Genomic DNA, 25,744 nt, shown 5'->3' with positions numbered 1-25,744 from the left:
TCTTATTTTGAGGAGATAACAACTCGTTTATTTTTTCAATATATATTTTTCCTAATAAGAAACGCGTGTGAACATTGTTCCGCGCGTTTTTTGTCTATCTAAAAGCGTGCTGCAATGAATAGAAGATTGGGGTTATGAGTTTTAGAGGAAATAAGGGAGGAATTTAAATGTATTTACACGGCACAAGCCGAATTAATGGGCAAGGACACTTAGAAATTGGAGGGTGCGATACGACGCAGCTAGCAAAGCAATACGGAACACCACTTTATGTATACGATGAAGAGTCTATTCGAGGAAAATGCCGAGCATTTCATCGTGCTTTTAAAGAAAGTGGTTTCTTTTATCAAGTAGCATATGCAAGCAAGGCGTTCTTGTGCATGGAGATGTGCCGAGTAGCTCGTGAAGAGAATATGTCATTAGACGTTGTTTCTGGGGGAGAATTATATACTGCGCTCCAAGCAGGATTTCCGGCATCACGTATTCATTTTCATGGAAATAATAAAACAGAAGAAGAAGTAGTGATGGCTCTTCAGGCGAATATCGGTTGTTTTGTCGTAGATAATTTCTTTGAATTAGAAGTTTTACACGATTTAGCGATGCAACATGGGAAATTTGTGAACATATTAATTCGTGTAACGCCTGGAGTAGAGGCGCACACACATGAATATATTACAACAGGTCAAGATGATTCGAAATTTGGATTTGGTGTTTCAAATGGTCAAGCAATGCAGGCAATTGGATTGGCTTTACAAAAATCCAATTATAATGTGCTAGGGATCCATTCACATATTGGGTCGCAAATATTTGAAACAGCTGGTTTTGTTCGAGCAATTGAAGTTCTTCGCCAATTTTTAGAAGAAGTGAGAGAGCAAACAAACTATGTAGTAAAAGTGTTAAATGTAGGCGGGGGATTTGGAATACGTTACACAGAGTCAGATACACCATTAACTCTTGAGACATATGTGCGAGCTGTAACAAGTGCAGTGAGAGAACAATTTACTGTATGTGAATATCCATTGCCAGAAATATGGATTGAGCCAGGCCGTAGCATTGTAGGTGATGCTGGGACAACAATTTATACAGTTGGATCTGTGAAAGATATTCCTGGTATTCGGAAATATGTATCAGTCGATGGTGGAATGACAGATAATTTAAGACCTGCTTTATATAATGCGCGTTATGAAGCGATGTTAGCGAATCGAGCGAATGATGAGAATGAGGAACTCGTTTCGATTGCCGGGAAATGCTGTGAGAGTGGAGACATGTTGATTTGGGATATTCATTTACCGAAAGTCGCTGCTTCTGATTTACTAGCAGTTTCCTGTACAGGAGCATACGGGTACTCGATGGCGAATAATTACAATCGGATTCGAAGACCAGCCGTTGTCTTTGCAAAAGGCGGAACATCGCAAGTAGTTGTAGAACGCGAAACATATGAAAATATTATTGGGAACGATCGCATACGTATTAAAGAGCTTGTCTAAATAGGAAAAGGAGTTGTTCGAATGGGCAATTCCTTTTTTATAAAATAAAATAATTAAAATATATCGGAAAACTAGGATTGAAAAAAATCAGAATTGTGATAAAATACAAATACAAAGCTTATCAAGAGAAGCGGAGGGAACTGGCCCGAAGAAGCTCGGCAACCTGCTTATAGAAAGCAAGGTGCTAAATCCAGCAAAATGGGATCCATTTTGAAAGATAAGGTAAAATATATTACCGAACAGTCTTTTCGAAATGGGAAAGATTTTTTTTATGAATAAAAAAGGGGGGCTGTTCGCGTGAGTGTACGGGAACATTTTGATGAAGTATCCGAGAAGATTGAAGCGATGCTTGCTGATATGAAATATGGTTCAATTACAATTGTTGTGCAAGATGGAAAAGTAATTCAGTTAGAGAAAAGTGAAAAAGTACGTTTAAAGTGAAAAGCGCTGACTAGAAAAACTAGAGGCGGTTTTAACCTATTTTCATTAGGTTAAAACCGTCTTTTTGCTTTTACAGGGGGAAAAAACATGTTGACGTATGAAACGTGGGAAGAAAATGTTGTTTCGTTTTCGGAAGAAGATGAAACAAAAGGTGCGTTATCAGTATTAAATTGGGCTTATAAAGAATATAAAGATGAGGTTGTCTACGCATGTAGCTTTGGGGTGGAAGGTATGGTATTGCTGCACATTATAAACCAAGTAAATCCATCTGCTAAAGTTGTATTTTTGGATACAAATGTTCATTTTCAAGAAACGTATGAATTAATTCGAAAAGTGCGGGAACGATTTCCTTCATTGAATATTATAGAAAAACAGCCAGAACTTACACTTGATGAACAGGCGAAGTTGCATGGTGAAAAACTGTGGGAGAGCAATCCGAATCTTTGTTGTAAGATTAGAAAAATTTTACCTTTAGAAAAATCATTAGTCGTGGAAAAAGCATGGATATCGGGCTTAAGAAGGGAACAATCAGAAACACGTAAGCATACAAAGTTTATAAATCAAGATCATCGTTTTCAATCTATTAAAGTTTGTCCACTCATTCATTGGACGTGGAAAGAAGTTTGGCGATATGTATACAAACATAGCTTGCCGTATAACCCGTTGCATGATGTTGGCTATCCAAGTATTGGGTGTGAGAAATGTACGTTACCTGTAGGGGATGGTGGCGATTCAAGAGATGGTAGATGGGCTGGAAAAGTGAAAACTGAATGTGGTCTTCATTACCAATAAGATGAATCTTGAAATAAAGCTAAGAGAGGATATAGAAAAATGAGCATAGTAAACGAATTAGTAAACCGTATAGATGAGACATATGACGTATCACAAATTGAAAAAGAAATTAAATTAGACAATATTGCGTTAAGTGATTTAGAACTATTGGCGACAGGTGGATATAGCCCCCTTACTGGTTTTTTAGGGAAGGAAGATTATGATTCTGTTGTAGAAACGCTTCGTTTAGCAAATGGTAGTGTGTGGAGTATACCAATTACATTACCGGTAACAGAAAAAGTCGCAGAAAGCCTGAAGGCTGGAGAGGAAGTAAAGCTTGTCAACAATGGAAATATATACGGTGTCATTCAAATAGAAGATATTTTTGTACCAGATAAAGAAAAAGAAGCGTTACTTGTATATAAAACAACGGATGAGGCTCATCCAGGAGTGAAAAAATTATATGAACGACCAAACGTTTACGTTGGAGGAACTATTATTCTAACAAAACGCTTTGAAAATAATCAATTTCCTTCTTATCATTTAGACCCAATTGAAACGAGGGAAGCATTTAAAAAACGTGGGTGGAAAACAGTGGTCGGATTTCAAACGAGAAACCCGGTACATCGTGCCCATGAGTATATTCAAAAATCTGCTCTTGAAATTGTAGATGGTCTCTTTTTAAATCCGCTCGTTGGAGAAACGAAATCGGATGATATTCCTGCTGATGTAAGAATGGAAAGCTATGAAGTACTTCTTCAAAACTATTATCCGAAAAATCGTGTCTTTTTAAGTGTATTTCCTGCTGCCATGCGTTACGCAGGACCAAGGGAAGCGATATTTCATGCGTTAGTAAGAAAGAATTTTGGATGTACCCACTTTATAGTAGGGCGTGATCATGCTGGAGTAGGAGATTATTACGGAACGTATGAAGCGCAAGAAATCTTCACAAATTTTACGATAGAAGAGTTAGGAATTACACCACTATTCTTTGAGCATAGTTTTTACTGCACGAAATGTGAAGCGATGGCTTCAACGAAAACATGTCCGCACGGAAAAGAAGATCATGTTATTTTATCGGGTACAAAAGTAAGGGAATTATTAAGAAACGGTGAGATTCCGCCAAGTACATTTAGTCGTAAAGAAGTAGTGGAAGTGCTAATTAAAGGCTTGAAAAAAGAAGTAGTAATAGAATAGGGAGAGAACGAGATGGATACGAATATTACTTGGCATACAGCTTCGGTTTCAAAAGATGAGAGAAGAGTGAAGAATGGACATCATAGTTTTGTAATTTGGTTTACTGGTTTATCAGCTTCGGGTAAATCTACAGTAGCGAATGCGGTCGCTCGTAAACTGTTTGAAAAGAATATTGGAAATTATGTGCTGGATGGGGATAACATTCGCCACGGTTTAAATAAAGACTTAGGATTTTCTGAAAGTGATCGCATGGAAAATATAAGACGTATTGGCGAAGTGGCAAAGTTATTTGTAGACCAAGGAGTAGTTGTCCTTACAGCATTTATTTCACCATTTCGAGTAGACCGCAAACAAGTAAGAGATTTATTAGCGGCAGATGAATTTATTGAAATTTTTGTGAAGTGTCCGATTGAAGAGTGTGAGAAACGTGATCCGAAAGGACTTTATAAAAAGGCAAGAAAAGGTGATATTAAGGATTTCACAGGTATTGATTCGCCTTATGAAGAGCCAGAGCAAGCGGAATTAATTGTAGAAACGCACAAATATTCTATTGAAGAATGTGCAGAACAAATCGTGAAGTACTTACAAGAGCGTAGTTTTATATAGGGGGATAAACAATGAGTTATGAAAAAGTATGGGCTAACAATGAAAAATTAAATCAGACCGAGAAAAATAAATTAGAAAAAGATGGCTTAGAAATTTTTAATGATATTCCTTACTATGCGGAAAATGGTTTCGAATCTATTCCGAAAGAAGAGTGGGATGCCTTTAAATGGGCAGGCTTGTATTTACAAAGACCGAAAGAAGCTGGTTATTTTATGATGCGGGTAAATATTCCGTCAGGGATTATTACAAATGCACAGGCAGAAGTACTTGCTTCTATCGCTGAAGATTATGGACGTAATGTAATAGATATTACGACGAGACAGGCGATTCAGTTTCACTGGTTAGAAATTCAGCAAATTCCAGATATTTTTAAAAGATTAGCAAGAGTTGGGTTATCTTCAGCGGGGGCTTGTGGTGATATAACGCGGAATATTACAGGTAATCCGCTTGCTGGCATTGATGCAAATGAACTATTCGATACAACGCATATTGTAAAAGAAGTATATGATTACTTCCAACATAATGAAGAGTTTTCTAACTTGCCACGTAAATTTAAAATGTCTATTAGTTCTAATATTTATAATTCAGCAAACGCAGAAATTAACTGTGTTGCATTTACGCCTGCAACGAAAGAAATAGATGGTGAGAAAAAAGTTGGTTTTCATATAAAAGTAGGTGGAGGATTATCAGCTCGACCGTATTTAGCTGATGAATTAGATGTATTCGTTTTACCAGAAGAAGTGAAGGCGGTGGCGATTGCGATTGCTACTATATTCCGTGATTTTGGATATCGTGAAAAACGTCATTTAGCTCGGTTGAAATTTCTTGTTGCGGACTGGGGAGCAGAGAAATTTAAAGAGAAACTAATAGAGTATACAGGGCCTTTACAAAGTAAAGGGGAAAGTGCACTCAAAGGATGGAATGCAGGCTATTTTTATGGTGTTCAAGACCAAAAACAAAAGGGATTAAAATATGTAGGTTTTAATGTACCGGTAGGTCGTTTACATGCAGAAGAAATGTTTGAGATTGCAAGAATCGCAAAGCAATATGGAAATGGACAAATTCGTACATGTAACTCGCAAAACTTCATTATTCCGAACGTTCCTCCGGAAAATGTAAAAGGATTACTTAGTGAACCGCTGTTTGAAGCGATATCTGCTAGCCCGAAATCATTTATTGGTCATGCGGTTTCATGTACCGGTATTGAATATTGTAATCTTGCACTAGTAGAAACGAAAGAAAGATTACGAAAAATTGCAGAATACTTAGATACACAAATTGCACTCGATGTTCCAGTTCGAATTCATATGGTAGGCTGCCCGAATTCATGTGGTCAACGTCAAATTGCTGACATTGGGCTACAAGGGGTGAAAATGAAAACGAAGGAAAAAGGTATTGTTGAAGCGTTTGAAATATACGTAGGTGGAACATTGTTAGATGGCGGTGCCTACAATCAAAAGTTAAAAGGAAAAATAGATGGCGAGGATCTACCTGATGTACTCGCATCATTTATAAGTTATTTCAAAGAGAATAAATTACCAGCCGAAACATTTTATGATTTTGTAGGTCGTGTTGGTGTAGATACATTACAAATAGCGTTAAATAACGTGCTAGAAGAAGTAATAGCGTCTTAGGAGGGACGATATGGATTTATATCGATTTGAAGCTGTGTTAGTAAATAGTATTGTTCCGATTGTTGTTGTTGCTCAAAGTGAAGAACAGGCATTTAAGCTTGCGGAGATTGAGCTTGAAAAGCATTTTTTACCGTTGCCAGAGGTAAAAGAGATTTCTTTGTTTGAAAAAAAGAAGATTCGAAAAGGTGGGGCATTTGTTATCCATGAGTAGAGATCAGTAATACGAAAAAATAAAAACTTCCATTCTTATATACGAATGGAAGTTTCATTTTAATAGAAGAAATGAGGAGAGATGATGGGGAAGGTTTATATTGTTGGAGCGGGTCCTGGCGATCCAGATTTAATTACTGTTAAAGGGTTGAAATGTATTGAGAAGGCAGATGTTATTTTATACGACCGACTTGTGAATAAAGAGCTGCTTTCATACGCAAAGCCTGACGCGGATTTAATTTATTGTGGAAAACTCCCGAATTATCACACGATGAAGCAAGAGACAATTAACACGTTTCTTATTAAGTATGCGAAAAAAGGAAAAGTTGTAACGAGGCTTAAGGGTGGCGATCCATTTGTGTTTGGTAGAGGGGGAGAAGAAGCTGAAGCATTAGCAAAGCAAGGTGTACCATTTGAAATCATTCCTGGTATTTCAGCTGGAATAGCTGCTCCTGCTTATGCGGGCATTCCAGTGACGCACCGTGATGCAAGTGCAAGTTTTGCTATTGTGACTGGGCATAGGAAAGAAGGTGCTGAAGAAGAAGTGAAATGGGAAAGTTTAGCGAAAGGTGTAGAGACTTTAGCGGTATATATGGGGGTTAGTAATTTGCCCTACATATGTGAGCAACTTATGAAGCATGGAAAAGATAAAAGTACGCCAGCTGCTATTATTGAGCAGGGGACGACGTCTATGCAACGCACAGTTGTTGGAACGTTAGGGACAATTGTAGATGTTGCGAAAAAAGAGCAAATTCAAAATCCGAGTATGATTGTAATTGGAGAGGTTGTCCGTTTTAGAGAAAAAATTCATTGGTTTGAGAAGCAGACAGAAAATGCTTATCAAGTAAGTGGAGTGTTGTAAAATGAAAGCCGTCTTATATATATGTCATGGAAGTCGTTTGAAGACAGCGAAAGAAGAGGCGATTCAATTTATTACATCGTGCATGAGCCGTATAGAAGCGACTATTCAAGAAGTTTGTTTTTTAGAGTTAGCGAATCCTTCTATTGAAGATGGTTTTCGTACATGTGTGAAGCGTGGGGCCACTGAGATTATTGCTATCCCTGTTTTTTTATTAGCGGCAGGTCATGTAAAAAAAGATATCCCTTTTGAATTGGAAAAGTTAACTAATCAATTTTCGGATGTTAAAGTGACCTATGGTAATCCGTTTGGTGTATCAGAAACACTTGTTAAATCGGTGTATAGCGGAAGTGGCATCGAACAGGAAGATAAAAATGAAGTGACGTTACTTCTTGTTGCAAGAGGGAGCAGTGATCCTGAAGTATTAAGAGATATAAACTGGATTGCTTCTTTATTTCAAACAAAAGAGAAGGTTAAAAAAGTAGAAGTTTGTTATTTAGCGGCTGCAGAGCCAAAATTTGAGGAGAAGTTAAAGGAAGTTGTAGAACGAAAAGAAAAGAACATCGTTGTACTGCCTTACTTGTTATTTACAGGTTTACTTATGAAACATATTGAGAAAGAAGTGTGCCAATATGAAGTGGAAGAGATAAAAATTAGTCCATATTTAGGGAAGAATGAAGCGTTTCAAGATATGTTAATTCAGAAAACGACGGAGTTATTGAAAGGAGATCAGTATGTATCCACTTACAGTGCGAGTTAATGAGAAACGCGTTGTTGTTATTGGCGGGGGAAAAGTTGCAGGATTTAAAATTATTCCTTTACTCAAACAGGGTGCGGATATAGTTGTGATAAGTCCAGAATTAGATGCGAATTTAGTAAAACTTGTGGAAGAAAAGAAAATTCGTTGGTATCAAAGAGAATATGAAAAAAGTGATATTAAAAGTGCTTTTTTAGTTGTTGCAGCGAGTAGTGATTCAATATTAAATGAACAAGTTGCTGAAGATGCCGCTGAGAATCAATTAGTAAATGTTATTACAAATCCGGAAAGTGGTAATGTTCATTTTCCGGCAGCGATTCATCGTGGTTTACTTAATATAGCAGTTTCTACTGGGGGAGCGAGCCCGAAGCTCGCAAAAAAAATTCGAGATGATATTGCAAATAAATATGATGAGACATATGAATCGTATTTAGATTTTTTATATGAAGTAAGGTTGAAGTTAAAAGATTTACAGTTAGAAAAGAGGGAACGAAATATATTGCTCCAAGAAGTGTTGAAATCAGTATATGTGCAAAATGAGGGGAAAAGAGAAAGTTTTTTACGTGAGTTAGAGGAAAAGGTTTTAAAATAATAAAAGATAAAGTGCGCTTTACAAATATAAAAATATAATTTATAATCACAAGTAACTTCAATAGATGAAATCGATGAGCAAGAAGAGTACGTATATTTGATGCGTTCAGAGAGCTGGGGTTAGGTGGGAGCCCGGTACGATAAAATATACAGAATGGGCTTGCGAGAGGTATGTTGAACATTGTAGTAGGCAACCCGGGTTCCGCCGTTAAAAGGATAGAGTATCGGAATTATTCCTGTACTTGAACAAGTGGGATTTATCAATCCAATTGAGGTGGTACCACGGTATTTACATTACATATATCGTCCTCTACATGCATATTTGCGTGTAGGGGACTTTTTTATTTTCTAAAGGAGGTGTGCGAGTATGAAATGAAAGTGTATAATTAACAAAAGTTTAAATATTCAGAAAAGGAGAAATTATGATGAAAGAAACACAGCAATGGACGTCGAAAATAGGCTTTGTACTCGCAGCAGCCGGAGCCGCAGTAGGTCTTGGTGCGATATGGAAATTTCCATATGTTGCAGGTAATGGCGGGGGAGGCGCATTCTTCCTTGTATTTTTACTATTAACTTTATTTATAGGTATGCCTCTTCTAATAGCGGAGTTTGTTATTGGACGTAGCACGCAAAAAGAGGCGGTTACAGCTTATAAAGTACTAGTGCCAAATAGCAAATTATATCCTTGGATTGGTCGTATGGGAGTTGTTACTTGTTTTAGTGTACTATCTTTTTATAGTGTTGTAGGTGGATGGATTTTACTTTATTTATATTATAGTGTGACAGGAAGTTTCTGGAATGGTGCAGCTGATTATGGACAATTGTTCGGTGAAACGATTTCAAATCCATTAAGTGCGATTGGAGCACAATTTATCTTTATGCTTTGTACGATTTTTGTTGTAAGTAAAGGTGTAGAGAAAGGTATAGAAAAGGCAAGTAAGTACATGATGCCGCTATTATTTATTTTATTTATTGCGATTATTGTTCGTGCGTTAACACTCGATGGTGCTTTTGCTGGAGTAGAGTTCTTCTTAAAACCAGATTTTTCAAAGCTTACAGCAGATACAATTTTATATGCGATGGGACAATCTTTCTTCTCGCTAACTGTAGGTGCCTCGGTAATGGTAACGTATAGTTCGTATTTAAAGAAAGAGGAACATTTAGCGAAATCGGCAACATCTATTGTAAGTTTAACTGTTTTTGTTACAGTACTTGCAGGATTAGCAATTTTCCCAGCGATTTTCGCATTAGGAGTTAAACCGACTGAAGGACCGGGATTACTGTTTATCGTCCTTCCAGCAGTATTTGCAAAAATACCATTTGGTCAATTTTTCTTTATTATGTTTTTAATTTTATTCTTCTTTGCGACTTTAACATCAGCAATTTCAATGCTTGAAATTGTAGTAGCATCTGTTGCGAAAGGTAATGAGAAGAAGCGTCCGTCAGCATCATTATTAATTGGTATTCTTATTTTTGCAGTCGGTATTCCATCAGCGTTATCATTTGGGATTATGAGTGACGTGAAAATATTTGGGAAAACATTCTTTGATTTAGTCGACTTTTCGGTAAGTAACGTATTGCTGCCGTTAGGAGTACTAGCTATTTCATTATTTGTACCAAATAAAATGAGTAAAGAGTTGTTGATGAAAGAATTAGAAGTGACGGAAACGAAAGGGAAAACGTTATTTAACATTTGGTTCTTCTTACTTTGTTATGTTATTCCGGTAACTGTAATAATTGTATTTTTAAATGCGATAGGTGTATTTAAAATGTTTGCATAAAAATAGGCGGGGATCTCCCGTCTTTTTTTATGTTGATGAATGTAATAGACGATTATACGCTTTATAGGCTGTGGTGACTGCGAGGAATGAACCGATTAAAAATAAAACTGAGCCGCCAAATGTAAATATCCGGCCAATATACGTTTCTCTAGCTTCTTCTATTTTTTGTTGTAATTGCGTATTCATATGGATCACCTCGTAAACTATAGGCATTTAGTTATAGTCTATGTAGAATGCCTATAGTGTGTGAAGTGTAAATGAAAAACCTCGGTAGGCACCGAGGTTTTTCATAATCCGATATAAGGAGATGGGTCAACTGCGTTTGTCTTGCCGACATTCCATTCTCCAAGATGAAGTTCGAAGTGTAAATGTTGTCCGTATGATTGGCCCGTATTCCCCATAAATCCAAGCTGATCGCCTTGTTTTACAGTTTGTCCATTCGATACAGAACGACTATTCATATGAGCATATACTGTCGTATATGTTTTTCCGTTTATACGGTGAGATAAATACACTACGTTTCCGTAACTAGATGATAATTCTGAGCGAATAACAACGCCATCTGCAGCAGCGATAATTGGAACCGTTCCCGAAGCAGCGATGTCAATTCCTTTATGGTTATCTAAAGAACGTACACCAAATCCGGAAGTTTTTGATCCAGCTGCTGGTTTGATAAAACCACCGATATTTGTATCATGTGGTGTTGGGGCCGCTTGAGCAGATTTAGTAGCTTGTTGTTTGCGAGCCTCTTCTGCCTGGCGGGCTTCTTCCGCTTTACGAGCTTCTTCCGCCCGTTTTTCTTCTTCAATTGCTTTTTGAACAGCTTGACGTTGATTTTCTAAAATGCCCTTGGATTCTTCTAATCCTTCAATCTCTAAATCTACTTTTGCTACTTTCGTATGTAGATCGTTAATAAGAGTTTGTTGCTGCTGTTGGTTATTTTGTAATTCTTGTTGTTTTTGTTCTAGTTTTTGTTCAGAGTCTTTCAGTTGTTGTTCTTTTTTCTCAACAGCCTCTTTTTCTGTCGTTACAGCATTTTGATCAGATGTTTGTTTTTTTACAATATCTGTATCGTTGTTTAATATTAAACTTACGGAGTACATATTATCAACAAGATCAGCAATGTTTGTAGAGTTTGTTAATACTTCTGTAATGATATTTGTACGCGGTTTTTCTTGCATAGATTGTAATCGTTGTTTAATAACTTCCTGACGTGTATCTATGTTTGTTTGTAATTGTTCTATATGTTTCTTTTTGTCAGTAATTACTTGTTGTGTTTTGCTAATTTCTTTTTTTGTATCGTTTAATTCAGTCTCATTTTTATTAATGGAAGTAGTTAATTCATCGATTTTCTTCTGTAATTCTTGAATTTCTTTTTCTATTTGTTCTTTCTCGACTGATTTATTTTGTAAGTCACTTTGTTTGCCTTCTAATTCAGATTGAATGTTAGATAATTTATCTTGATTCGTTTCAGCGTATACGGGTGAAAGTAACGGGGAAGCAAAAATCGTTCCTGCTGCTAAAACACTAAACGCTGCAAATTTCTTTTTCATTGTTGTCTGACTCCTTTCCCTATGAATGTTATATATCATAAGAAGAAGGGTGTCTATCGTTGTAATCATAATGTAAAGAAAATTTTATAAAATTGCTAAGTTTTGTCGGAATTTATCATTTTTCAACTGTAATTGTCATAGTGCTTACATTTTATTCATATGTGTAACAAAGGTATATTTTGGAATTTTCCTGTAAAATGAAGGAGGAAAGTAATCGTTTTTATGAGGTGAAATATTACTTGGAAAGCTAATAAAACACTAGTGAGGAATCGTTCTCATGTGAGGTTTTCTAACATGGGTTTATTTTTTGTCAAGAAAATTATTTGCATTCGGGGAAAGTTATTTTGTTGTCAGATTTTAAATTTTGATTTATGATTTTTAACAGGGACAAAATGTAGTGAATTGTCGAATAATATGTAATACTCTTAATTTCTTAGTTTTATAGAGATAGAATGAGAGATAGAGTGACACATCGAAGAGGGGGTTACAACAAATATGAAAAGAATAGGACTTGCATGGCAAATATTAATAGGGCTTGCGCTTGGTATTGCGGTTGGGGCGATTTTCTTTGATAATCCAGCTGTTGTGAAGTACTTACAACCAATTGGTGATATTTTCATCCGATTAATTAAAATGATCGTTGTACCGATTGTTGTAGCAAGTATTGTTGTTGGGGTTGCTGGTGTTGGCGATGTTAAAAAACTAGGTCGACTAGGCGGAAAAACAATTATTTACTTTGAAATTATTACAACAATTGCAATTATTGTTGGTCTATTAATAGCGAATATTTTCCAACCAGGAAAAGGCGTAAATATGGAGCAGTTAACAAAGACAGATATTTCGAAATATACACATACGACAGAGCAAGTACAAAGTCATTCATTTGCAGATACGTTTGTAAATATTGTTCCAACGAACATTATGAAGTCATTGGCTGACGGAGATATGCTTGCTATTATCTTCTTCTCTGTACTATTTGGTTTAGGTGTAGCAGCAATTGGTGAAAGAGGAAGACCAGTTCTTCAATTTTTCCAAGGTGTAGCTGACGCAATGTTTTATGTAACAAACCAAGTTATGAAATTTGCACCATTTGGTGTGTTTGCACTAATTGGTGTTACAGTTTCTACATTTGGTCTTGCTTCATTAATTCCATTAGGGAAATTGCTAATTGTTGTATATGGGGCAATGATCTTCTTCGTCGTAGTTGTCTTAGGACTTACAGCGAAAATATTTGGAATTAACATTTTCCAATTCTTTAAGATTTTAAAAGACGAGCTGATCTTAGCGTATTCTACAGCAAGCTCAGAAACAGTTTTACCAAAAATCATGGAGAAAATGGAGAAATTCGGTTGTCCGAAAGCAATTACATCTTTCGTTATTCCGACTGGTTATTCATTTAACTTAGATGGATCAACTTTATATCAAGCAATTGCGGCTATTTTCTTGGCGCAAATGTACGGTATTGATTTATCTATTACACAACAAATTACATTATTACTTGTATTAATGGTTACATCAAAAGGTATCGCAGGTGTACCGGGCGTATCATTCGTTGTATTATTAGCGACACTTGGTACAGTAGGTATTCCACCTGAAGGCTTAGCGTTCATTGCTGGTATTGACCGTATTTTAGATATGGCTCGTACAGCAGTTAACGTTGTAGGAAACTCTTTAGCAGCTGTAGTTATGTCTAAGTGGGAAGGTCAATATGACGCTGAAAAAGGACAAGCTTATTTAAAAGAGATTTCTGAAAAGGGTCAAGCGGCTTAATTATAATATGAACAAGCTCTCACATAATATGTGGGAGCTTTTCTGTATATAGAAGAGGAGCAGACATAATGAAACGAAAATATGGTGACGGTTCTTCGTGGAAGAGACTAATAGAAAAGAGTTATACGGTTAAGCAAGTGGAAGAGGGAATGCTCGGAATACTGGATATAAAAAAGGTGAGAGAGCCTAGTTGTAAAGAATATGATGGTGAAGAACTTTGTATTGCAGCAGATCAGTATACGTGGATTCAATATTTCATAGACGGGAAAAACTTTGCGATTACCGCTATGTTAGATGATCAGAAAAAATTAGTGCAATATTATATCGATGTGGCGAAAGAATATAAAATAGACGATCGTGGTTTACCGTATTTTGATGATTTATATTTAGATGTAGTATTATTATCTAGCGGTAAGGTGTATGTATTAGATGAAGAGGAGCTAGAGGATGCTTATAAAAGTGGTGATGTCACGAAGGAAGAGTATGAGCTAGCATGGCACACTACGAAATGGATATTAGCAACAATAAAAAATAGTGAATTTTATTGGATTTCAATATTGGAAGAAGAAATCGAAAAGTTAAAATGATTGTTGTATTCAAATTTTTGTATAATTACCAAAAAAATCTATACAAAAAATAATTGACTTTTGTTTTGTAAGCGAGTAAAGTTAGGGAAGAAATTATTATTAAAAAATAAATATGAAACCTTCTTATAAAGAGAGGCGGAGGGACTGGCCCTACGATGCCTCGGCAGCGGACTCGATTTCAGAGTGCTGTGCCAAATCCAGCAAGCGTGTGCTTGAAAGATGAGAAGAGTGTTTCTTATAGATGTATAAGACCTCTTCTCATCGGAAGAGGTCTTTTGTTATTCATTAGAAAAAGGTTGAAACTAGGGAGAGATGGTACTTTGAAAGAAACGAGAGGAAATGGTTTAGCTTTATTACCACTTGGAATATTTTTGGCGCTATTTATTGGTTCTGGAATTATTACAGGTGATTTCTATAAATTGCCGATACTTGTAGCGATTTCAATTGCTGTAGGAGTCGCTTTAGTGATGAATCGTAAAGAAAGTTTTAATGTGAAAGTAGAGCGGTTCGCTAAAGGTGCAGGAAATCCGGATATTATGATTATGGTATTAATTTTTGTGCTTGCAGGTGCGTTTTCTGAAACTGCTAAAGGAATGGGCGGAGTAGACTCAACTGTTAATTTAGCGTTAACTATTTTACCGCCAGGATTTATCGTAGCTGGAATCTTTGTTATTGGTGCATTTATTTCATTAGCGATGGGAACTTCAATGGGAACAATTGCAGCATTAGCGCCGATTGCTGTAGGTATTAGTGGTCAAACTGATATCTCAATTGCGCTTGCAATGGCTACTGTTGTTGGCGGAGCGATGTTTGGTGATAATTTATCATTTATTTCAGATACAACAATCGCAGCTGTTCGTTCACAAGGAACAGAAATGAAAGATAAGTTTAAAACGAACTTTTTAATTGTGTTACCAGCGGCTATTATTACAATTGTACTATTAGTAATAGTTACTTCAGGAAGTGACACGCAGATTAAAGCACATAGCTTTGATTGGATAAAGATTTTACCGTACGCAGGAGTACTTATTACAGCGCTACTTGGCTGGAATGTACTTATTGTATTAACTGGTGGAACTGTACTATCTGGTGTTATCGGCCTTATAGATGGAAGTTACACGTTAGAAAGTTTCTTTAAAAGTGTAACGACTGGAATGGGCGGTATGATGGAGTTAGTATTACTTGCTATATTAATTGGCGGTATGGTTGAATTAATCCAATATAATGGTGGTATTCAATATTTAATGAATGTATTAACACGTAATATTCGTTCGAAAAAAGGAGCGGAATTTGGTATTGCTGGTTTAGTGAGTATGACGAATATGTGTACAGCGAATAATACGATTTCAATTATCTTTACAGGCCCGCTTGCAAAAAATATTGCAGATCAATATGAAATAGATCCTCGTAAATCAGCGAGTGTATTAGATCTTTTCTCATGTTGTGTGCAAGGATTAATTCCGTACGGTGCCCAAATGTTAACGGCAGCAGGATTTGCAGCGTTATCTCCGGTTGAATTGTTGCCATATGCATTTTATCCAATCTTAGTTGGAGTATGTGGGATTGTTTCTATTTTAATTGGGTTTCCAAGGTTTTCGAAAGTAGCTGAGAAAAAAGAGTATCATAAAACAGCTTAATTTAATATGAATGTTAGTAATTAAAAAACGTGCAGAGAATAGACTCTGCACGTTTTTTTGCGTAAAGGGCTGAATATGACTCGGTCTTAAGTCTGAGTTAAAAACGGTTCTTAAGCTCGTTATGGAAAGATGAAAAAATAGTTAAGATAAGAGTATCAAATCGAAGGGAGGCAAGCACAAGATGAAACAATTTCTAGCGTTTATCGCAGCCGGTATTTTGGCTTTAATTGCTCTTGGTAGTCTTGCTGGTATTGTAGGATTCGCAATCGGAGCAGGAGTTGTATATTGGAGCTATAAATCATTTGTGCGAGCTAAATCATTTTTTGGAAAGTTAGCTTGGGGTATTGTTGGTTTAATCGGTTTATCCATTGCACTTTCTCATTCGCCAGCATTAATCGGTATCGCTGCTTTAGTGGTTTTATACTACGGATACCGTGAGTGGAAAAAAGAAAAAGATGTAGTTGTTGAATCTGCTCCAGAAAGTTCTAAACCATATAGTAACTTTGAAGATGAGTGGAACAAATTAATGAAAAACTAAAACAATAAATCAAATTATAAATAAAGTAGAAGAGAGGAAGATTTATAATGAAACAATCTTTATTCGGACGTGTACGCGATGCAATTTTAGCTGATTTTCATAACGTGTTAGATGAGAAGGAAAGAAAAAATCCAATTGCGATGTTAAACCAATATTTACGTGATAGTGAGCGTGAAATAACAAAAATTGAGAAGTTAATTGAGCGTCATAAAACATTAAAATCTAATTTTGCTCGTGAGCTTGAGCAAGCACGTTATTTCGTTAATAAAAGATCAAAGCAAGCTATCATTGCTCAAGAAGCAGACGAATTACAATTGCACGAACGTGCGTTAGAAGAGGTAGCTTATTATGAAGGGCAAGTAACTCGATTAGAAGAAATGTATGCAGGTGTTGTAGAGCAAATTGATGAGTTAGAGCGTCGTCTTTCTGAAATGAAAAATAAATTAAAAGAAATGCACGCAAAGCGCATGGAACTAATGGCACGTGAAAATATGGCACATGCAAATCGTCGTATGAATACTGCGATGCATAAAATGGATGAAAATAATCCGTTCTTACGATTTGAAGAGATTGAAGATCATATTCGTGACTTAGAAACTCGTATGAATGAAGAGCATGAGCGTGACACGTTTGATATGAAAATTGCAAAACTTGAGCGTGAAATGAAAGAAAAGAATGATGTATCGTTAACGAAAGAGTTAACAAAATAATAGTAGTATATTATAAAACAGGCTTATGATATAGTGATAGGAGAAAAGGTGTTGGAAAGCAATGCCTTTTCTTCTATGTATATGTGACAAGAAGGGGGGAGCTGAAATGAAGAAACATTTTTCAAAGACACAATTAATGGGGATGCTCCTCATCATATTTGGATTCGGTCTTTTTCTTGATATGATACTTGGACATTTTGAACCAGGTGGTCTCATTTTTGCATTTATTATGCTTATGTTTGGAAGGCATTATCGTAAAAAGAATCGTTATGTACGGGGAAATGTATTTTTATTTGTTGGTGGTATCGTATTTTTATTTTTCTTATTTTCATCAGCAGCATTTGTTCTTGTCGTATTTGCTTGTTTAGCTTTAATTGGTTATCAATTGATTCAACAAGGACATCAGCAAAAAGCAATGAAGGTTGAAATTAAAGAAAAAGGGATTATAGACGAAGAGAAGCAAATATATCGTACAGAAACATATTTGAAAAATATGTTTGTAGGCAATGTACGAATGATGGATCATATTTATGAACTTGAGGATATTAATGTTCAATATGGTGCTTGTGATGTGGAAATAGATTTAACAACTGCTATGATTCCAGAAGGGGAAACGGTAATTGTTATTCGGGGTGTCGTTGGTAATATTCGTTTATATGTGCCATATGATATTGAACTTTCTTTAAATCATTCTGTTATTGTCGGACGTGTGCTCTTGCCAGGTCATGAAGAGACAGGGTTTAACCGCAATGTTACATTTAGAACAGAGCAGTATAAAGAGGCTCCTCGTCGTATTAAAATTATTTCTTCGCTTGTCGTAGGCGACACGGAAGTGAGGAAAGTATAATGAAGAAACAAAAAAATATTTCGTGGATGTATATTCGTTATTCTATGTTGTCCTCAGTTAGTATCGCACTCATTTGTACAATTGTATATGTATGGAAAAGCGAGCAACAAGTGTATGATTTATTATGGAAGGAATCCATCGCTTCTGTTCCAATTGGCTTGTTTATTATGACTACAAGTTTACTTATCGGGGGAATTGTAGGATATGCAATCGGTTATTATATAGAGCAGCGTATACAAGGATTAAATACTTTTCTATTTGAAGTAGAGCGAGGGAATTTTCCGAGCGATGTTTCGTTTACTGCAGATGATGAATTTCATGAAGTGGAACGAAAAGTAATCGTTCTGGCTCGTCGATTAGAGGAGCAAGCTGGACTCTTTCAAAAAGTAACGAATGAACGAGCTCATTGGAATGAAGAGATGAGACAAGAAGCGATTTCTCAAGAAAGGCATCGTTTAGCAAGGGAGTTGCATGATTCAGTAAGTCAGCAGCTTTTCGCAATGTCGATGATGATGTCAGCGATTAATGAACAAATAACTGAATTTCCAGAGGTGACAAAAAAACAATTGCAACTTGTTGAAAATATGGTTGTAAATGCTCAATCAGAAATGAGAGCATTGCTCCTTCATTTACGTCCTGTACAATTGGAAGGTAAGAAACTGACAGAAGGTATAGAGGAATTATTAACGGAATTATCGCGAAAACAACATATGAAAATTGAATGGCTTATTGAGCCAATAGAATTAAAAAAAGGTGTAGAAGATCATTTATTCCGTATTGTGCAAGAAGCGTTATCAAACACGTTGCGACACGCGAAGGCAAAGAAAACAGAAGTGCGCCTTCGAAAAATTGATCAATATGCGATTTTAAAAATTATTGATGACGGCGTTGGGTTTGAAGTAGGCGTTAATAAGGCAGGTTCATATGGCCTAAGATCGATGCAAGAGCGTGTTCATGAAATTGGTGGGACACTCAAGGTGCTTAGTTTCCCGGCCAAAGGTACACAAATAGAAGTAAAAGTACCGATTATGATTGAGAGAGGGGGAGAAGTATGATAAAAGTATTGCTTGTCGATGATCATGAAATGGTTCGTATGGGTGTATCGGCATATTTATCTACACAGCCAGATATTGAAGTAGTAGGGGAAGCTGAGAATGGACGAAAAGGATCAGAATTAGCATTGCAATTAAGACCGGATATTATTTTAATGGACCTTGTTATGGATGAGATGGATGGTGTCGAAGCAACACGTGCTATTATTCAAGAATGGCCAGAAGCAAAAATTGTAGTTGTAACAAGCTTTTTAGATGACGAAAAATTGTATCCTGTTATTGAGGCTGGGGCGACCAGTTACTTATTAAAAACATCAAGAGCAAGTGATATTGCTGATGCTGTACGAGCTACTTATGATGGAGAAACAGTATTAGAGCCGAAAGTTACCGGGAAAATGATGTCCCGTATGCGTCAAAAGAAAGAGCAACCTTTGCATGATGATTTAACGGAAAGAGAGTTTGAGATTTTGTTATTAATTGCAGAGGGAAAAAGTAATCAAGAGATTGCGGACGAGTTATTTATTGCACTGAAAACGGTAAAGACACATGTGAGTAATATATTAAATAAATTGAATGTAAGTGACCGTACTCAGGCGGTTATTTATGCATTTAGGCATCAATTAACGAAGTGATAAAGTGAAACTTTAATCAGTGGGGAGGTTGTTCCTCTCCCACTGATTATCAGCCCTCACCAATCGGGCTTTTACGGGCAGTTAATGCGAAGCTTTAATTGGAGGGGAATTCCTCGCTGATTATTGGCTCGATACAATATAGATTTGGCATTAAAACAATTGAATGTTTTTATTGACGATAAATAATGTAAGCGTTATCATTGAGGTGTTAACAGTACATATAAAGGGGAGAATGTATATGTTAGTTCAAACTATATTCGGAATGGATAAGTCTAAAAAATTAGGGGATTATGTGAACGCATTACAAGCGCTTTGTGAACAATATAATGTTGAAACAGATAAAATTGCGATTATTGAGGCAACAGAGGAATACTATTTATTTTTAGTAAAGCAAGAAGAGCGCTATGATGTTGTCAAGGTAGAAACAGTTGATACAAATATTGAATATTATACGAAGGCTTATAAAATAAGCAGTTTTAATCATGCTGCGTATCAAATGTAAAAAAACTCCCTTTTGGGAGTTTTTTTAGGAGGCTTTTACTTCGTGAGATTCGGTTACTAATGGAACTTTTTTCGTACCGCTTAACCTAGCCGTTGCAAGACCAATAAGACCTCCTACTAATGCTGGTATTAGCCAGCCGATTCCTTCATTATATAAAGGGATAAATTCAAAATATGGTGTGATAAATGAAACTGAAATACCACCTTGTTTTAATCCATCAAATACGCTCACTACAGCTGCTCCAATTAAAGCACCTACATAAACAGAGCGATATCCACCGAAGTATTTATGAAGTAATGATAGTAGTACGAGTACAATCGCAATTGGATACACAACAAGTAGAATTGGAACAGAGATTGCGATAATTTTCGTTAAACCTAAGTTGGCAACTAGTAATCCTAATGCGCAAATGATACTCGCGAACGTTTTGTATGAAAATGTAGTCAATAATGTTGAAAAATATTGGCTGCACGCAGATACGAGTCCAACGCATGTCGTTAAACAAGCGAGTGTAACGATAAGAGATAATAGGAGCAAACCGTATGGACCGAATAATTGTTGTACGATAACAGTAAGTAGCTGTCCGCCATTTTTTGCATATCCGAGCGAGACGCTAGTTGCCCCAAGCCAGCCGAGTGCACCGTATACAAGTACGAGCCCTGTAGCGGCAATAAGCCCTGCTTTTGCTGTGGCGATGGCAATGGACTTACGATCATTCACACCTTTAGAGCGAATTGCATTTACAACGATAATTCCGAATGCAAGTGCTGAAATAGTGTCCATTGTTAAGTAGCCTTCCATAAAGCCTTTGAAGATTGGAGAAGTTTGATACTCTTGCATCGCTGGTCCTGATTGCCCAAGTGGTGTAAATACACTTTTAACAAATAATAAGAAAATAGAGAGTAATAAAATAGGTGTTAATACATTCCCAATACGATCAACAAGTTTAGATGGATTCAAACTCAGCCAAAATACGATAGTAAAGAAGATGATTGTATATACAAATAGCACTAGGCTGCTAGAGCGGATTGTTTCTGGCAAGAAAGAACTAACCCCCATTTCATAAGCGACATTTGCAACACGTGGGATGCCCATGGATGGACCGATGGCAATGTATACAACTACTGTAAAGAAAATTCCGAATAATGGATGGGCATGACTTGCAAGTTGCTGCATTCCATTTCCTGATAGAGAAATTGCGATAACAGTAAGTAGTGGTAAGCCAACTCCTGTTAGTAAAAATCCAATCATTGCTGGCCAAAAGTTTTCACCTGCGTTTTGCCCAAGCATGGGAGGGAAAATTAAATTACCTGCCCCAAAAAATAAAGAAAATAGCATAAGACCCGTGAAAAAAATATGTTTTTTTGATACAGTGTTCATTGTTTTTCCTCCTTTTTCATTCATTTGTAAGAACACAAAAAACTCGTCCCTAAAGAAAGGGACGAGTTATATTTACCCGCGATACCACCCTAATTTACACATGTAGAAATAAATCTATATGTATACGGCTTTGCAACGTACAACATGATACGTGTTCCTTGTAACGGGGGACGGCCGGTAAGAACTTACTGTAACATTCGGTTCTACTTCTCGGAGATGATTTTCGGTTACGCACTGAACGTTGGCTTTCAGCAAATCGCCAACTCTCTGGGGAACAGTTCTATAACGTACTCGTTCTCGTCAATGAATTTTTATTCAAGTATTCTGACAGTATTGTTGCATGTTTTTTTTAGAAAGTCAATATGTTTTTTGGAAGATATATTTATATATGGAAATATCGAAAGTGATATTCGTTGTTGCAAAAGGAATAATGAATTGTAAAATAGGAGTAAAAATTTGCGGAGAATTGTAAAATTTATAGAGAAAGTTGATATTTATAGGAGTAAAGAAGGGATTGTTTGAATTTACAGAGAATAATACAACAATCCACTTGCTGGAAAGAACAAACCAAAAGAGGTGACTGAAATGCTTGCGATGGGAGTATTATTTGGCATTATTGCTATAATTGGTTTTATGTGGTTATATTATTCGCGTTCGTTTAAACAAGCAGAAGTTTTACTCTTTCAAAAAGGTAGTTTATTGACAAATCAGTCTAGATATTTAGTATGTCCGAAGTGTGGAAGTGCACAGGCCAGAAGTGGAGGATATCAAGAGTGTTGCAAAATTAGATTATGAAAGAAAGGAAGCCTCACATTATTTTGTGAGGCTTCCTTCCTTACAACTTCATGGCGCTCCAAATTGTCCATCGATCTCTTTCAATAATAGGAGAGACGTTTTGTAATGTGGTCTGTATATGTTGTAGAAGTTGAGAAAGTTCATCATCTGTTAACTCATATAGAATGGATCGACCTGTTCGAGGAGATAAATCTTGCAATAATGCTTCTACAGAATCATGTATTTTTCGTATTTCCCATTGTGTTTGTGCGGGAAGTACATGAAGAGAATGTTTTTGTAATTCTGTCTGTATAGTGTTGGTTTTTGGACGTCTTTTTGACTCTATTTCAATAAGTTTTGGAAATAGAGAGAAAAAATATCCGCGAATGTGTTCGGGACTTCCTGGAATTGTACAATCTTCAATTGTTCGATCTTGTAAAATAAGTACACCGTTTTTATTTAATATACGAGAAGCTTCACGTAAAAATGTAGGAATGTCTTGTAAATGATGAATAACTGCACGCGAAATAACTATGTCGAATGTTTCATTAGGGTATGGGATATTATGTGCATCACCGTGGATGAATGAAATGTTTGAAAAGTTGTTACAATTTTCTTTTGCAGCTTGTAATATTTCTTTTGAAAAATCAAGTCCCACAACATTTTTGGCTCCCATAAGAGCGAGTTCTTTCGTATAAATCCCACCACCACAGCCGATATCAATTATTTGCTTGTTTTGTATTTCTGTAATGTTTTTTACCATTTCAGCCCAAGAAATATGAGCGTTTCTTGTTGCATATGTGTACTTATTATTTTCATCATGAAAATTAATGGACATGATAAAGACCTCCTTTCAATGATTAGTATAGCGTATTTAATAGGATGTCACGTTTTTGTTTTATGTATGAAGATTATAAGGATTTCTTATCGTAAGAGGAGGATTAATTTGAAAGGGAAATATGTATTGGTGTTGTTGTTTGTTATGTTACTAGCAGCTTGTGGTCAAGTTGAGCCGAAAAAAGAAACAAAAAAAGTAGAAGAGACGGTGAATGAAGTGAAAGAAACAATAGGGGTAACCGTTATACAAAAAAAACATAAAGAGAAAAAGTTGCAGGAATCAGAAGCGAAGTTAGTAATAGACATTTTGAATAAAGCTGAGAAACAAGAAATAACAGGAAGCTTCGGTGAACCTGAATATGAAATACAAATTAGTAGAGATGGGAAAAAAGAAACTTATTATGCATGGTTAAGAGGAGAAGATAGACGAGGATGGGTGCAATATAAGAAAGCTATGTATATGTTGAATGAAAAAGATACGGAAAAGCTTTTGGATATATTTCCAAATGTCTCAGAACAAAAAGAAGATGAGATGCAGGTAAGCCCTTTAACAGAAGTAACAAAAAAAGATTTACAGATTACTGCATTTCATATTAAAACAGGCGATCAAAACGTGAATTATACGGTACGGTATACGATTTCACAATCACTATACAATAAGTTAGTGAAGGAGCAAGAATATTATTTGCAACTCAATTTTCCAGAAAAAGTTCAAAAATTAATTGGAGCAAAAGAGAGTGAAATAATTTTAGGTGAAAAAGTAAAGGAAGGGTATAAGCAATATGAATTGCATGCTACTGTTCTGATAAAAAGCGCTTCACAATCACAATTAAAATCATTAGAAACATATTACGAAAATTATGATTTGAAAATATTAAACAGTGAAAAAGAAAAAATAGGTGTGTTTCAAAATATAATTCAGATTGTTAAAGATTATGGTGAAAAAATGAATTTTCAAAGATAAAGTGAGCCTTTAATTAGCCCTTACGGATTGGAATGAATGTAAACTCGTCAAATCTATATGGCCTTTCCTAGGAAATGATAATAGAGAGGGGAAAGCACCCCTCTCTATTACTTTGCTTTTGCAGATGGCTCATTCATTGATTTTCGTGTAATAAGAAAAGAAATCATAAGAGCGGAAAGGATGACAAGGGCAATAAATACGTGATTGGGCAACAAATCTAATAATAATACGTAACTAACGGTATAAAAAATAAGAGTTGAAGCTAAAAACGATAGAGCACCTATTATAAGAGATTGTAAATTCATTTGTGTACACCTCCTTTTATTTATATTTTTGGCTGAAAATGGATTATATAAACATTATTTCTAACAATAGAAAAAAATATGTCATAATAGAGAAAAGAACAAGCTTTGATGAATGAATATGATTCATTAATGAGAGATAAAGGAGAGGAATATGAAAAATAATAAAAAAGGATTATGGGGAATTATTGTTGCGGTAGGTCTATTTTTACTGTCTAAGTTAAAGTGGGTATTTGCAATTTTTAAATTAGCAAAGTTTTCAACGGTATTTAGTATGTTTCTATCGCTTGGCGCATACGCAGTTCTATATGGTTGGAAATTTGGAGTAGCGCTCATTTATTTGTTGTTTGTTCATGAAATGGGCCATTTATGGGCTGCGAAAAGAAAGGGGATCCCGACATCGCCAGCAATCTTTATTCCATTTATGGGGGCCCTTATTGGAATGAAAGAGATGCCGAAAAATGCGAAAGATGAAGCTTACATTGCCTATATGGGGCCGCTTTTCGGACTTCTGTCATTTTTACCGGCGATACCGCTTTATATAATGACGAAAGAGCCATTTTGGGCGCTTGTTATTTTGCTTGGAAGTATGATTAATTTCTTTAATTTAATTCCCGTTTCGCCGCTAGATGGTGGGAGAATTATTTCAGTTGTCAGTACTAAAATTTGGGGAGCAGGCCTTATTTTATTACTTGGCTATTCAATTTACTTTAAAAGTATTTTGGGAGGATTTATTGTTATTATCGGTTGTATGGAGTTATATAGAGTAATAAAGAGAGATGAGCCGATTAAGGAATTAGGGCATAAAATTGATGGGATGAAAGAATATGTTACTAGGCTTGAAGAGGAATTAAAAGAAACGGGTGCTGTACATCGGACTATATACGTGATGCATCATGAGATGAATGCATTAAGACAAAGAGAACGGGAAAAAGAGTTACAAATAGGTGAACTTCAAAAAATGGAAGTGTTAGAGTATCTTTTACCGAAGTTCGAACCGTTAGATTATGTTCCATATGAAGATGAAAAAGATGAGTATACAATTCACATAAGGGAAGCATTTGAAGCGTCAGAAAGAAAATTAAATGAATGGAAAACAGAAAAGGAACAACAAGAAAACTATTATAAAGTGGATGCGAAAACGAAATGGACAGTATTTGCTTGTTATATCGGATTAATGGTTATACTCGGTTACACAGCTTATGAAGGATATATTGTTTTACAAGAACATTTGCCAACGAGAAATGTATAGAAAAATATTGTCGAAATGATAGGAAGAATTAATACAGGAATTATATTTCTACGAGAGAATGTTACAAGTATAGTCA

At 35.9% G+C, this 25,744-nt stretch carries 28 protein-coding genes, 2 riboswitches and 2 other annotated features; of the genes, 23 read left to right on the top strand and 5 right to left on the bottom strand.

Annotated features, from left to right (window positions below; translation table 11 throughout):
• The first annotated feature begins 167 nt into the window (after positions 1 to 167).
• The 11 genes from lysA (at position 168) to IQ781_RS08330 (ending at position 10,331) form a co-directional block, all read left to right on the top strand.
• Positions 168 to 1,484 carry a diaminopimelate decarboxylase gene (lysA, locus tag IQ781_RS08380; protein WP_139847258.1) on the top strand — a complete coding sequence of 439 codons (1,317 nt, stop codon included), beginning with the start codon at positions 168 to 170 and terminating at the stop codon, positions 1,482 to 1,484.
• Between the two features lie 115 nt (positions 1,485 to 1,599).
• Positions 1,600 to 1,708, top strand: a riboswitch (SAM riboswitch).
• Between the two features lie 73 nt (positions 1,709 to 1,781).
• Positions 1,782 to 1,925 carry a YezD family protein gene (locus IQ781_RS08375; RefSeq protein WP_000116158.1) on the top strand — a complete coding sequence of 48 codons (144 nt, stop codon included), beginning with the start codon at positions 1,782 to 1,784 and terminating at the stop codon, positions 1,923 to 1,925.
• A gap of 87 nt (positions 1,926 to 2,012) precedes the next feature.
• Complete coding sequence (locus IQ781_RS08370) at positions 2,013 to 2,717, top strand: phosphoadenylyl-sulfate reductase (protein WP_000959022.1); 705 nt, start codon at positions 2,013 to 2,015, stop codon at positions 2,715 to 2,717.
• 39 nt (positions 2,718 to 2,756) lie between these two features.
• On the top strand, positions 2,757 to 3,893 hold the full coding sequence (sat, locus tag IQ781_RS08365) for a sulfate adenylyltransferase (protein ID WP_139847257.1): 1,137 nt from the start codon (positions 2,757 to 2,759) through the stop codon (positions 3,891 to 3,893).
• A gap of 12 nt (positions 3,894 to 3,905) precedes the next feature.
• On the top strand, positions 3,906 to 4,499 hold the full coding sequence (gene cysC, locus IQ781_RS08360) for an adenylyl-sulfate kinase (RefSeq protein WP_139847256.1): 594 nt from the start codon (positions 3,906 to 3,908) through the stop codon (positions 4,497 to 4,499).
• Between the two features lie 11 nt (positions 4,500 to 4,510).
• Entirely contained in the window at positions 4,511 to 6,133 is a 1,623-nt protein-coding gene (locus IQ781_RS08355; protein WP_000119621.1) for a nitrite/sulfite reductase, read from the top strand.
• A 10-nt stretch (positions 6,134 to 6,143) separates the two neighbouring features.
• Complete coding sequence (locus IQ781_RS08350; protein WP_000366914.1) at positions 6,144 to 6,344, top strand: DUF3906 family protein; 201 nt, start codon at positions 6,144 to 6,146, stop codon at positions 6,342 to 6,344.
• Between the two features lie 84 nt (positions 6,345 to 6,428).
• The gene (gene cobA, locus IQ781_RS08345) at positions 6,429 to 7,205 is read left to right on the top strand and encodes a uroporphyrinogen-III C-methyltransferase (protein ID WP_000521262.1); all 777 of its coding nucleotides are present in this window, start codon (positions 6,429 to 6,431) and stop codon (positions 7,203 to 7,205) included.
• A 1-nt stretch (position 7,206) separates the two neighbouring features.
• The gene (locus IQ781_RS08340; RefSeq protein ID WP_048538177.1) at positions 7,207 to 7,962 is read left to right on the top strand and encodes a sirohydrochlorin chelatase; all 756 of its coding nucleotides are present in this window, start codon (positions 7,207 to 7,209) and stop codon (positions 7,960 to 7,962) included.
• Positions 7,937 to 8,551, top strand: a complete 615-nt coding sequence (locus tag IQ781_RS08335; RefSeq protein ID WP_000283356.1) for an NAD(P)-binding protein — start codon at positions 7,937 to 7,939, stop codon at positions 8,549 to 8,551. Before IQ781_RS08340 ends, IQ781_RS08335 begins: the two co-directional genes overlap by 26 nt.
• 64 nt (positions 8,552 to 8,615) lie before the next feature.
• Positions 8,616 to 8,864: a binding site (T-box leader), on the top strand.
• A gap of 111 nt (positions 8,865 to 8,975) precedes the next feature.
• The gene (locus IQ781_RS08330) at positions 8,976 to 10,331 is read left to right on the top strand and encodes a sodium-dependent transporter (protein WP_242808282.1); all 1,356 of its coding nucleotides are present in this window, start codon (positions 8,976 to 8,978) and stop codon (positions 10,329 to 10,331) included.
• A gap of 27 nt (positions 10,332 to 10,358) precedes the next feature.
• Here the strand turns inward: IQ781_RS08330 and IQ781_RS08325 are convergent, their stop codons facing one another.
• Both IQ781_RS08325 and IQ781_RS08320 read right to left on the bottom strand, forming a co-directional pair.
• Entirely contained in the window at positions 10,359 to 10,517 is a 159-nt protein-coding gene (locus IQ781_RS08325) for a hypothetical protein (RefSeq protein WP_001096001.1), read from the bottom strand.
• A gap of 101 nt (positions 10,518 to 10,618) precedes the next feature.
• The gene (locus IQ781_RS08320) at positions 10,619 to 11,884 is read right to left on the bottom strand and encodes a murein hydrolase activator EnvC family protein (RefSeq protein WP_139847254.1); all 1,266 of its coding nucleotides are present in this window, start codon (positions 11,882 to 11,884) and stop codon (positions 10,619 to 10,621) included.
• A gap of 495 nt (positions 11,885 to 12,379) precedes the next feature.
• Here IQ781_RS08320 and gltP point away from each other — a divergent pair, with 495 nt between their 5' ends.
• From gltP to IQ781_RS08275, 9 genes are all read left to right on the top strand, one after another.
• The gene (gene gltP / locus IQ781_RS08315; RefSeq protein ID WP_000821126.1) at positions 12,380 to 13,654 is read left to right on the top strand and encodes a glutamate/aspartate:proton symporter GltP; all 1,275 of its coding nucleotides are present in this window, start codon (positions 12,380 to 12,382) and stop codon (positions 13,652 to 13,654) included.
• A gap of 68 nt (positions 13,655 to 13,722) precedes the next feature.
• Entirely contained in the window at positions 13,723 to 14,241 is a 519-nt protein-coding gene (locus IQ781_RS08310) for a ribonuclease FAU-1 family protein (RefSeq protein WP_000824664.1), read from the top strand.
• Positions 14,242 to 14,361: 120 nt separating this feature from the next.
• Positions 14,362 to 14,467: riboswitch (SAM riboswitch) on the top strand.
• A gap of 94 nt (positions 14,468 to 14,561) precedes the next feature.
• A complete protein-coding gene (locus tag IQ781_RS08305) occupies positions 14,562 to 15,878 on the top strand; it encodes a Na+/H+ antiporter NhaC family protein (RefSeq protein WP_000665496.1) in 1,317 nt (438 codons plus the stop codon).
• A gap of 181 nt (positions 15,879 to 16,059) precedes the next feature.
• On the top strand, positions 16,060 to 16,416 hold the full coding sequence (locus tag IQ781_RS08300; protein WP_000808640.1) for a lmo0954 family membrane protein: 357 nt from the start codon (positions 16,060 to 16,062) through the stop codon (positions 16,414 to 16,416).
• Between the two features lie 47 nt (positions 16,417 to 16,463).
• Positions 16,464 to 17,126 carry a PspA/IM30 family protein gene (locus IQ781_RS08295; RefSeq protein ID WP_000814124.1) on the top strand — a complete coding sequence of 221 codons (663 nt, stop codon included), beginning with the start codon at positions 16,464 to 16,466 and terminating at the stop codon, positions 17,124 to 17,126.
• Positions 17,127 to 17,232: 106 nt separating this feature from the next.
• Entirely contained in the window at positions 17,233 to 17,973 is a 741-nt protein-coding gene (gene liaF, locus IQ781_RS08290; protein ID WP_000716095.1) for a cell wall-active antibiotics response protein LiaF, read from the top strand.
• Positions 17,973 to 19,028, top strand: coding sequence for a sensor histidine kinase (locus IQ781_RS08285; RefSeq protein ID WP_000744329.1), 1,056 nt, complete (start codon positions 17,973 to 17,975; stop codon positions 19,026 to 19,028). The genes liaF and IQ781_RS08285 overlap by 1 nt, the downstream gene beginning before the upstream one ends.
• Complete coding sequence (locus tag IQ781_RS08280) at positions 19,025 to 19,657, top strand: response regulator (protein ID WP_000598707.1); 633 nt, start codon at positions 19,025 to 19,027, stop codon at positions 19,655 to 19,657. Before IQ781_RS08285 ends, IQ781_RS08280 begins: the two co-directional genes overlap by 4 nt.
• 163 nt (positions 19,658 to 19,820) lie before the next feature.
• A complete protein-coding gene (locus IQ781_RS08275) occupies positions 19,821 to 20,159 on the top strand; it encodes a DUF3922 domain-containing protein (protein ID WP_119683145.1) in 339 nt (112 codons plus the stop codon).
• Between the two features lie 24 nt (positions 20,160 to 20,183).
• Here the strand turns inward: IQ781_RS08275 and brnQ3 are convergent, their stop codons facing one another.
• A complete protein-coding gene (brnQ3, locus tag IQ781_RS08270; RefSeq protein WP_001099135.1) occupies positions 20,184 to 21,539 on the bottom strand; it encodes a branched-chain amino acid transport system II carrier protein BrnQ3 in 1,356 nt (451 codons plus the stop codon).
• 54 nt (positions 21,540 to 21,593) lie between these two features.
• Positions 21,594 to 21,852, bottom strand: a binding site (T-box leader).
• A 272-nt stretch (positions 21,853 to 22,124) separates the two neighbouring features.
• On the opposite strand from brnQ3, the gene IQ781_RS08265 reads away from it, so the two are divergent.
• Positions 22,125 to 22,334: a hypothetical protein gene (locus tag IQ781_RS08265; RefSeq protein ID WP_000880630.1), complete on the top strand. Its 210-nt coding sequence runs from the start codon at positions 22,125 to 22,127 to the stop codon at positions 22,332 to 22,334.
• A gap of 40 nt (positions 22,335 to 22,374) precedes the next feature.
• Here the strand turns inward: IQ781_RS08265 and IQ781_RS08260 are convergent, their stop codons facing one another.
• Entirely contained in the window at positions 22,375 to 23,151 is a 777-nt protein-coding gene (locus IQ781_RS08260; protein WP_139847252.1) for a class I SAM-dependent methyltransferase, read from the bottom strand.
• 108 nt (positions 23,152 to 23,259) lie between these two features.
• On the opposite strand from IQ781_RS08260, the gene IQ781_RS08255 reads away from it, so the two are divergent.
• A complete protein-coding gene (locus IQ781_RS08255; RefSeq protein WP_000677061.1) occupies positions 23,260 to 24,114 on the top strand; it encodes a YhfM domain-containing protein in 855 nt (284 codons plus the stop codon).
• Between the two features lie 107 nt (positions 24,115 to 24,221).
• Here IQ781_RS08255 and IQ781_RS08250 read toward each other — a convergent pair whose 3' ends face one another.
• Positions 24,222 to 24,419: a hypothetical protein gene (locus IQ781_RS08250; RefSeq protein WP_001053356.1), complete on the bottom strand. Its 198-nt coding sequence runs from the start codon at positions 24,417 to 24,419 to the stop codon at positions 24,222 to 24,224.
• 151 nt (positions 24,420 to 24,570) lie between these two features.
• On the opposite strand from IQ781_RS08250, the gene IQ781_RS08245 reads away from it, so the two are divergent.
• Entirely contained in the window at positions 24,571 to 25,668 is a 1,098-nt protein-coding gene (locus IQ781_RS08245; RefSeq protein ID WP_000794503.1) for a site-2 protease family protein, read from the top strand.
• Positions 25,669 to 25,744: the final 76 nt, after the last annotated feature.

The organism is Bacillus sp. N447-1, assembly GCF_022701035.1.
GTDB lineage: Bacteria > Bacillota > Bacilli > Bacillales > Bacillaceae_G > Bacillus_A > Bacillus_A cereus.
The sequence above is the reverse complement of the archived record's forward strand: the minus strand, read 5'-3'. Positions and strand labels throughout refer to the sequence as shown.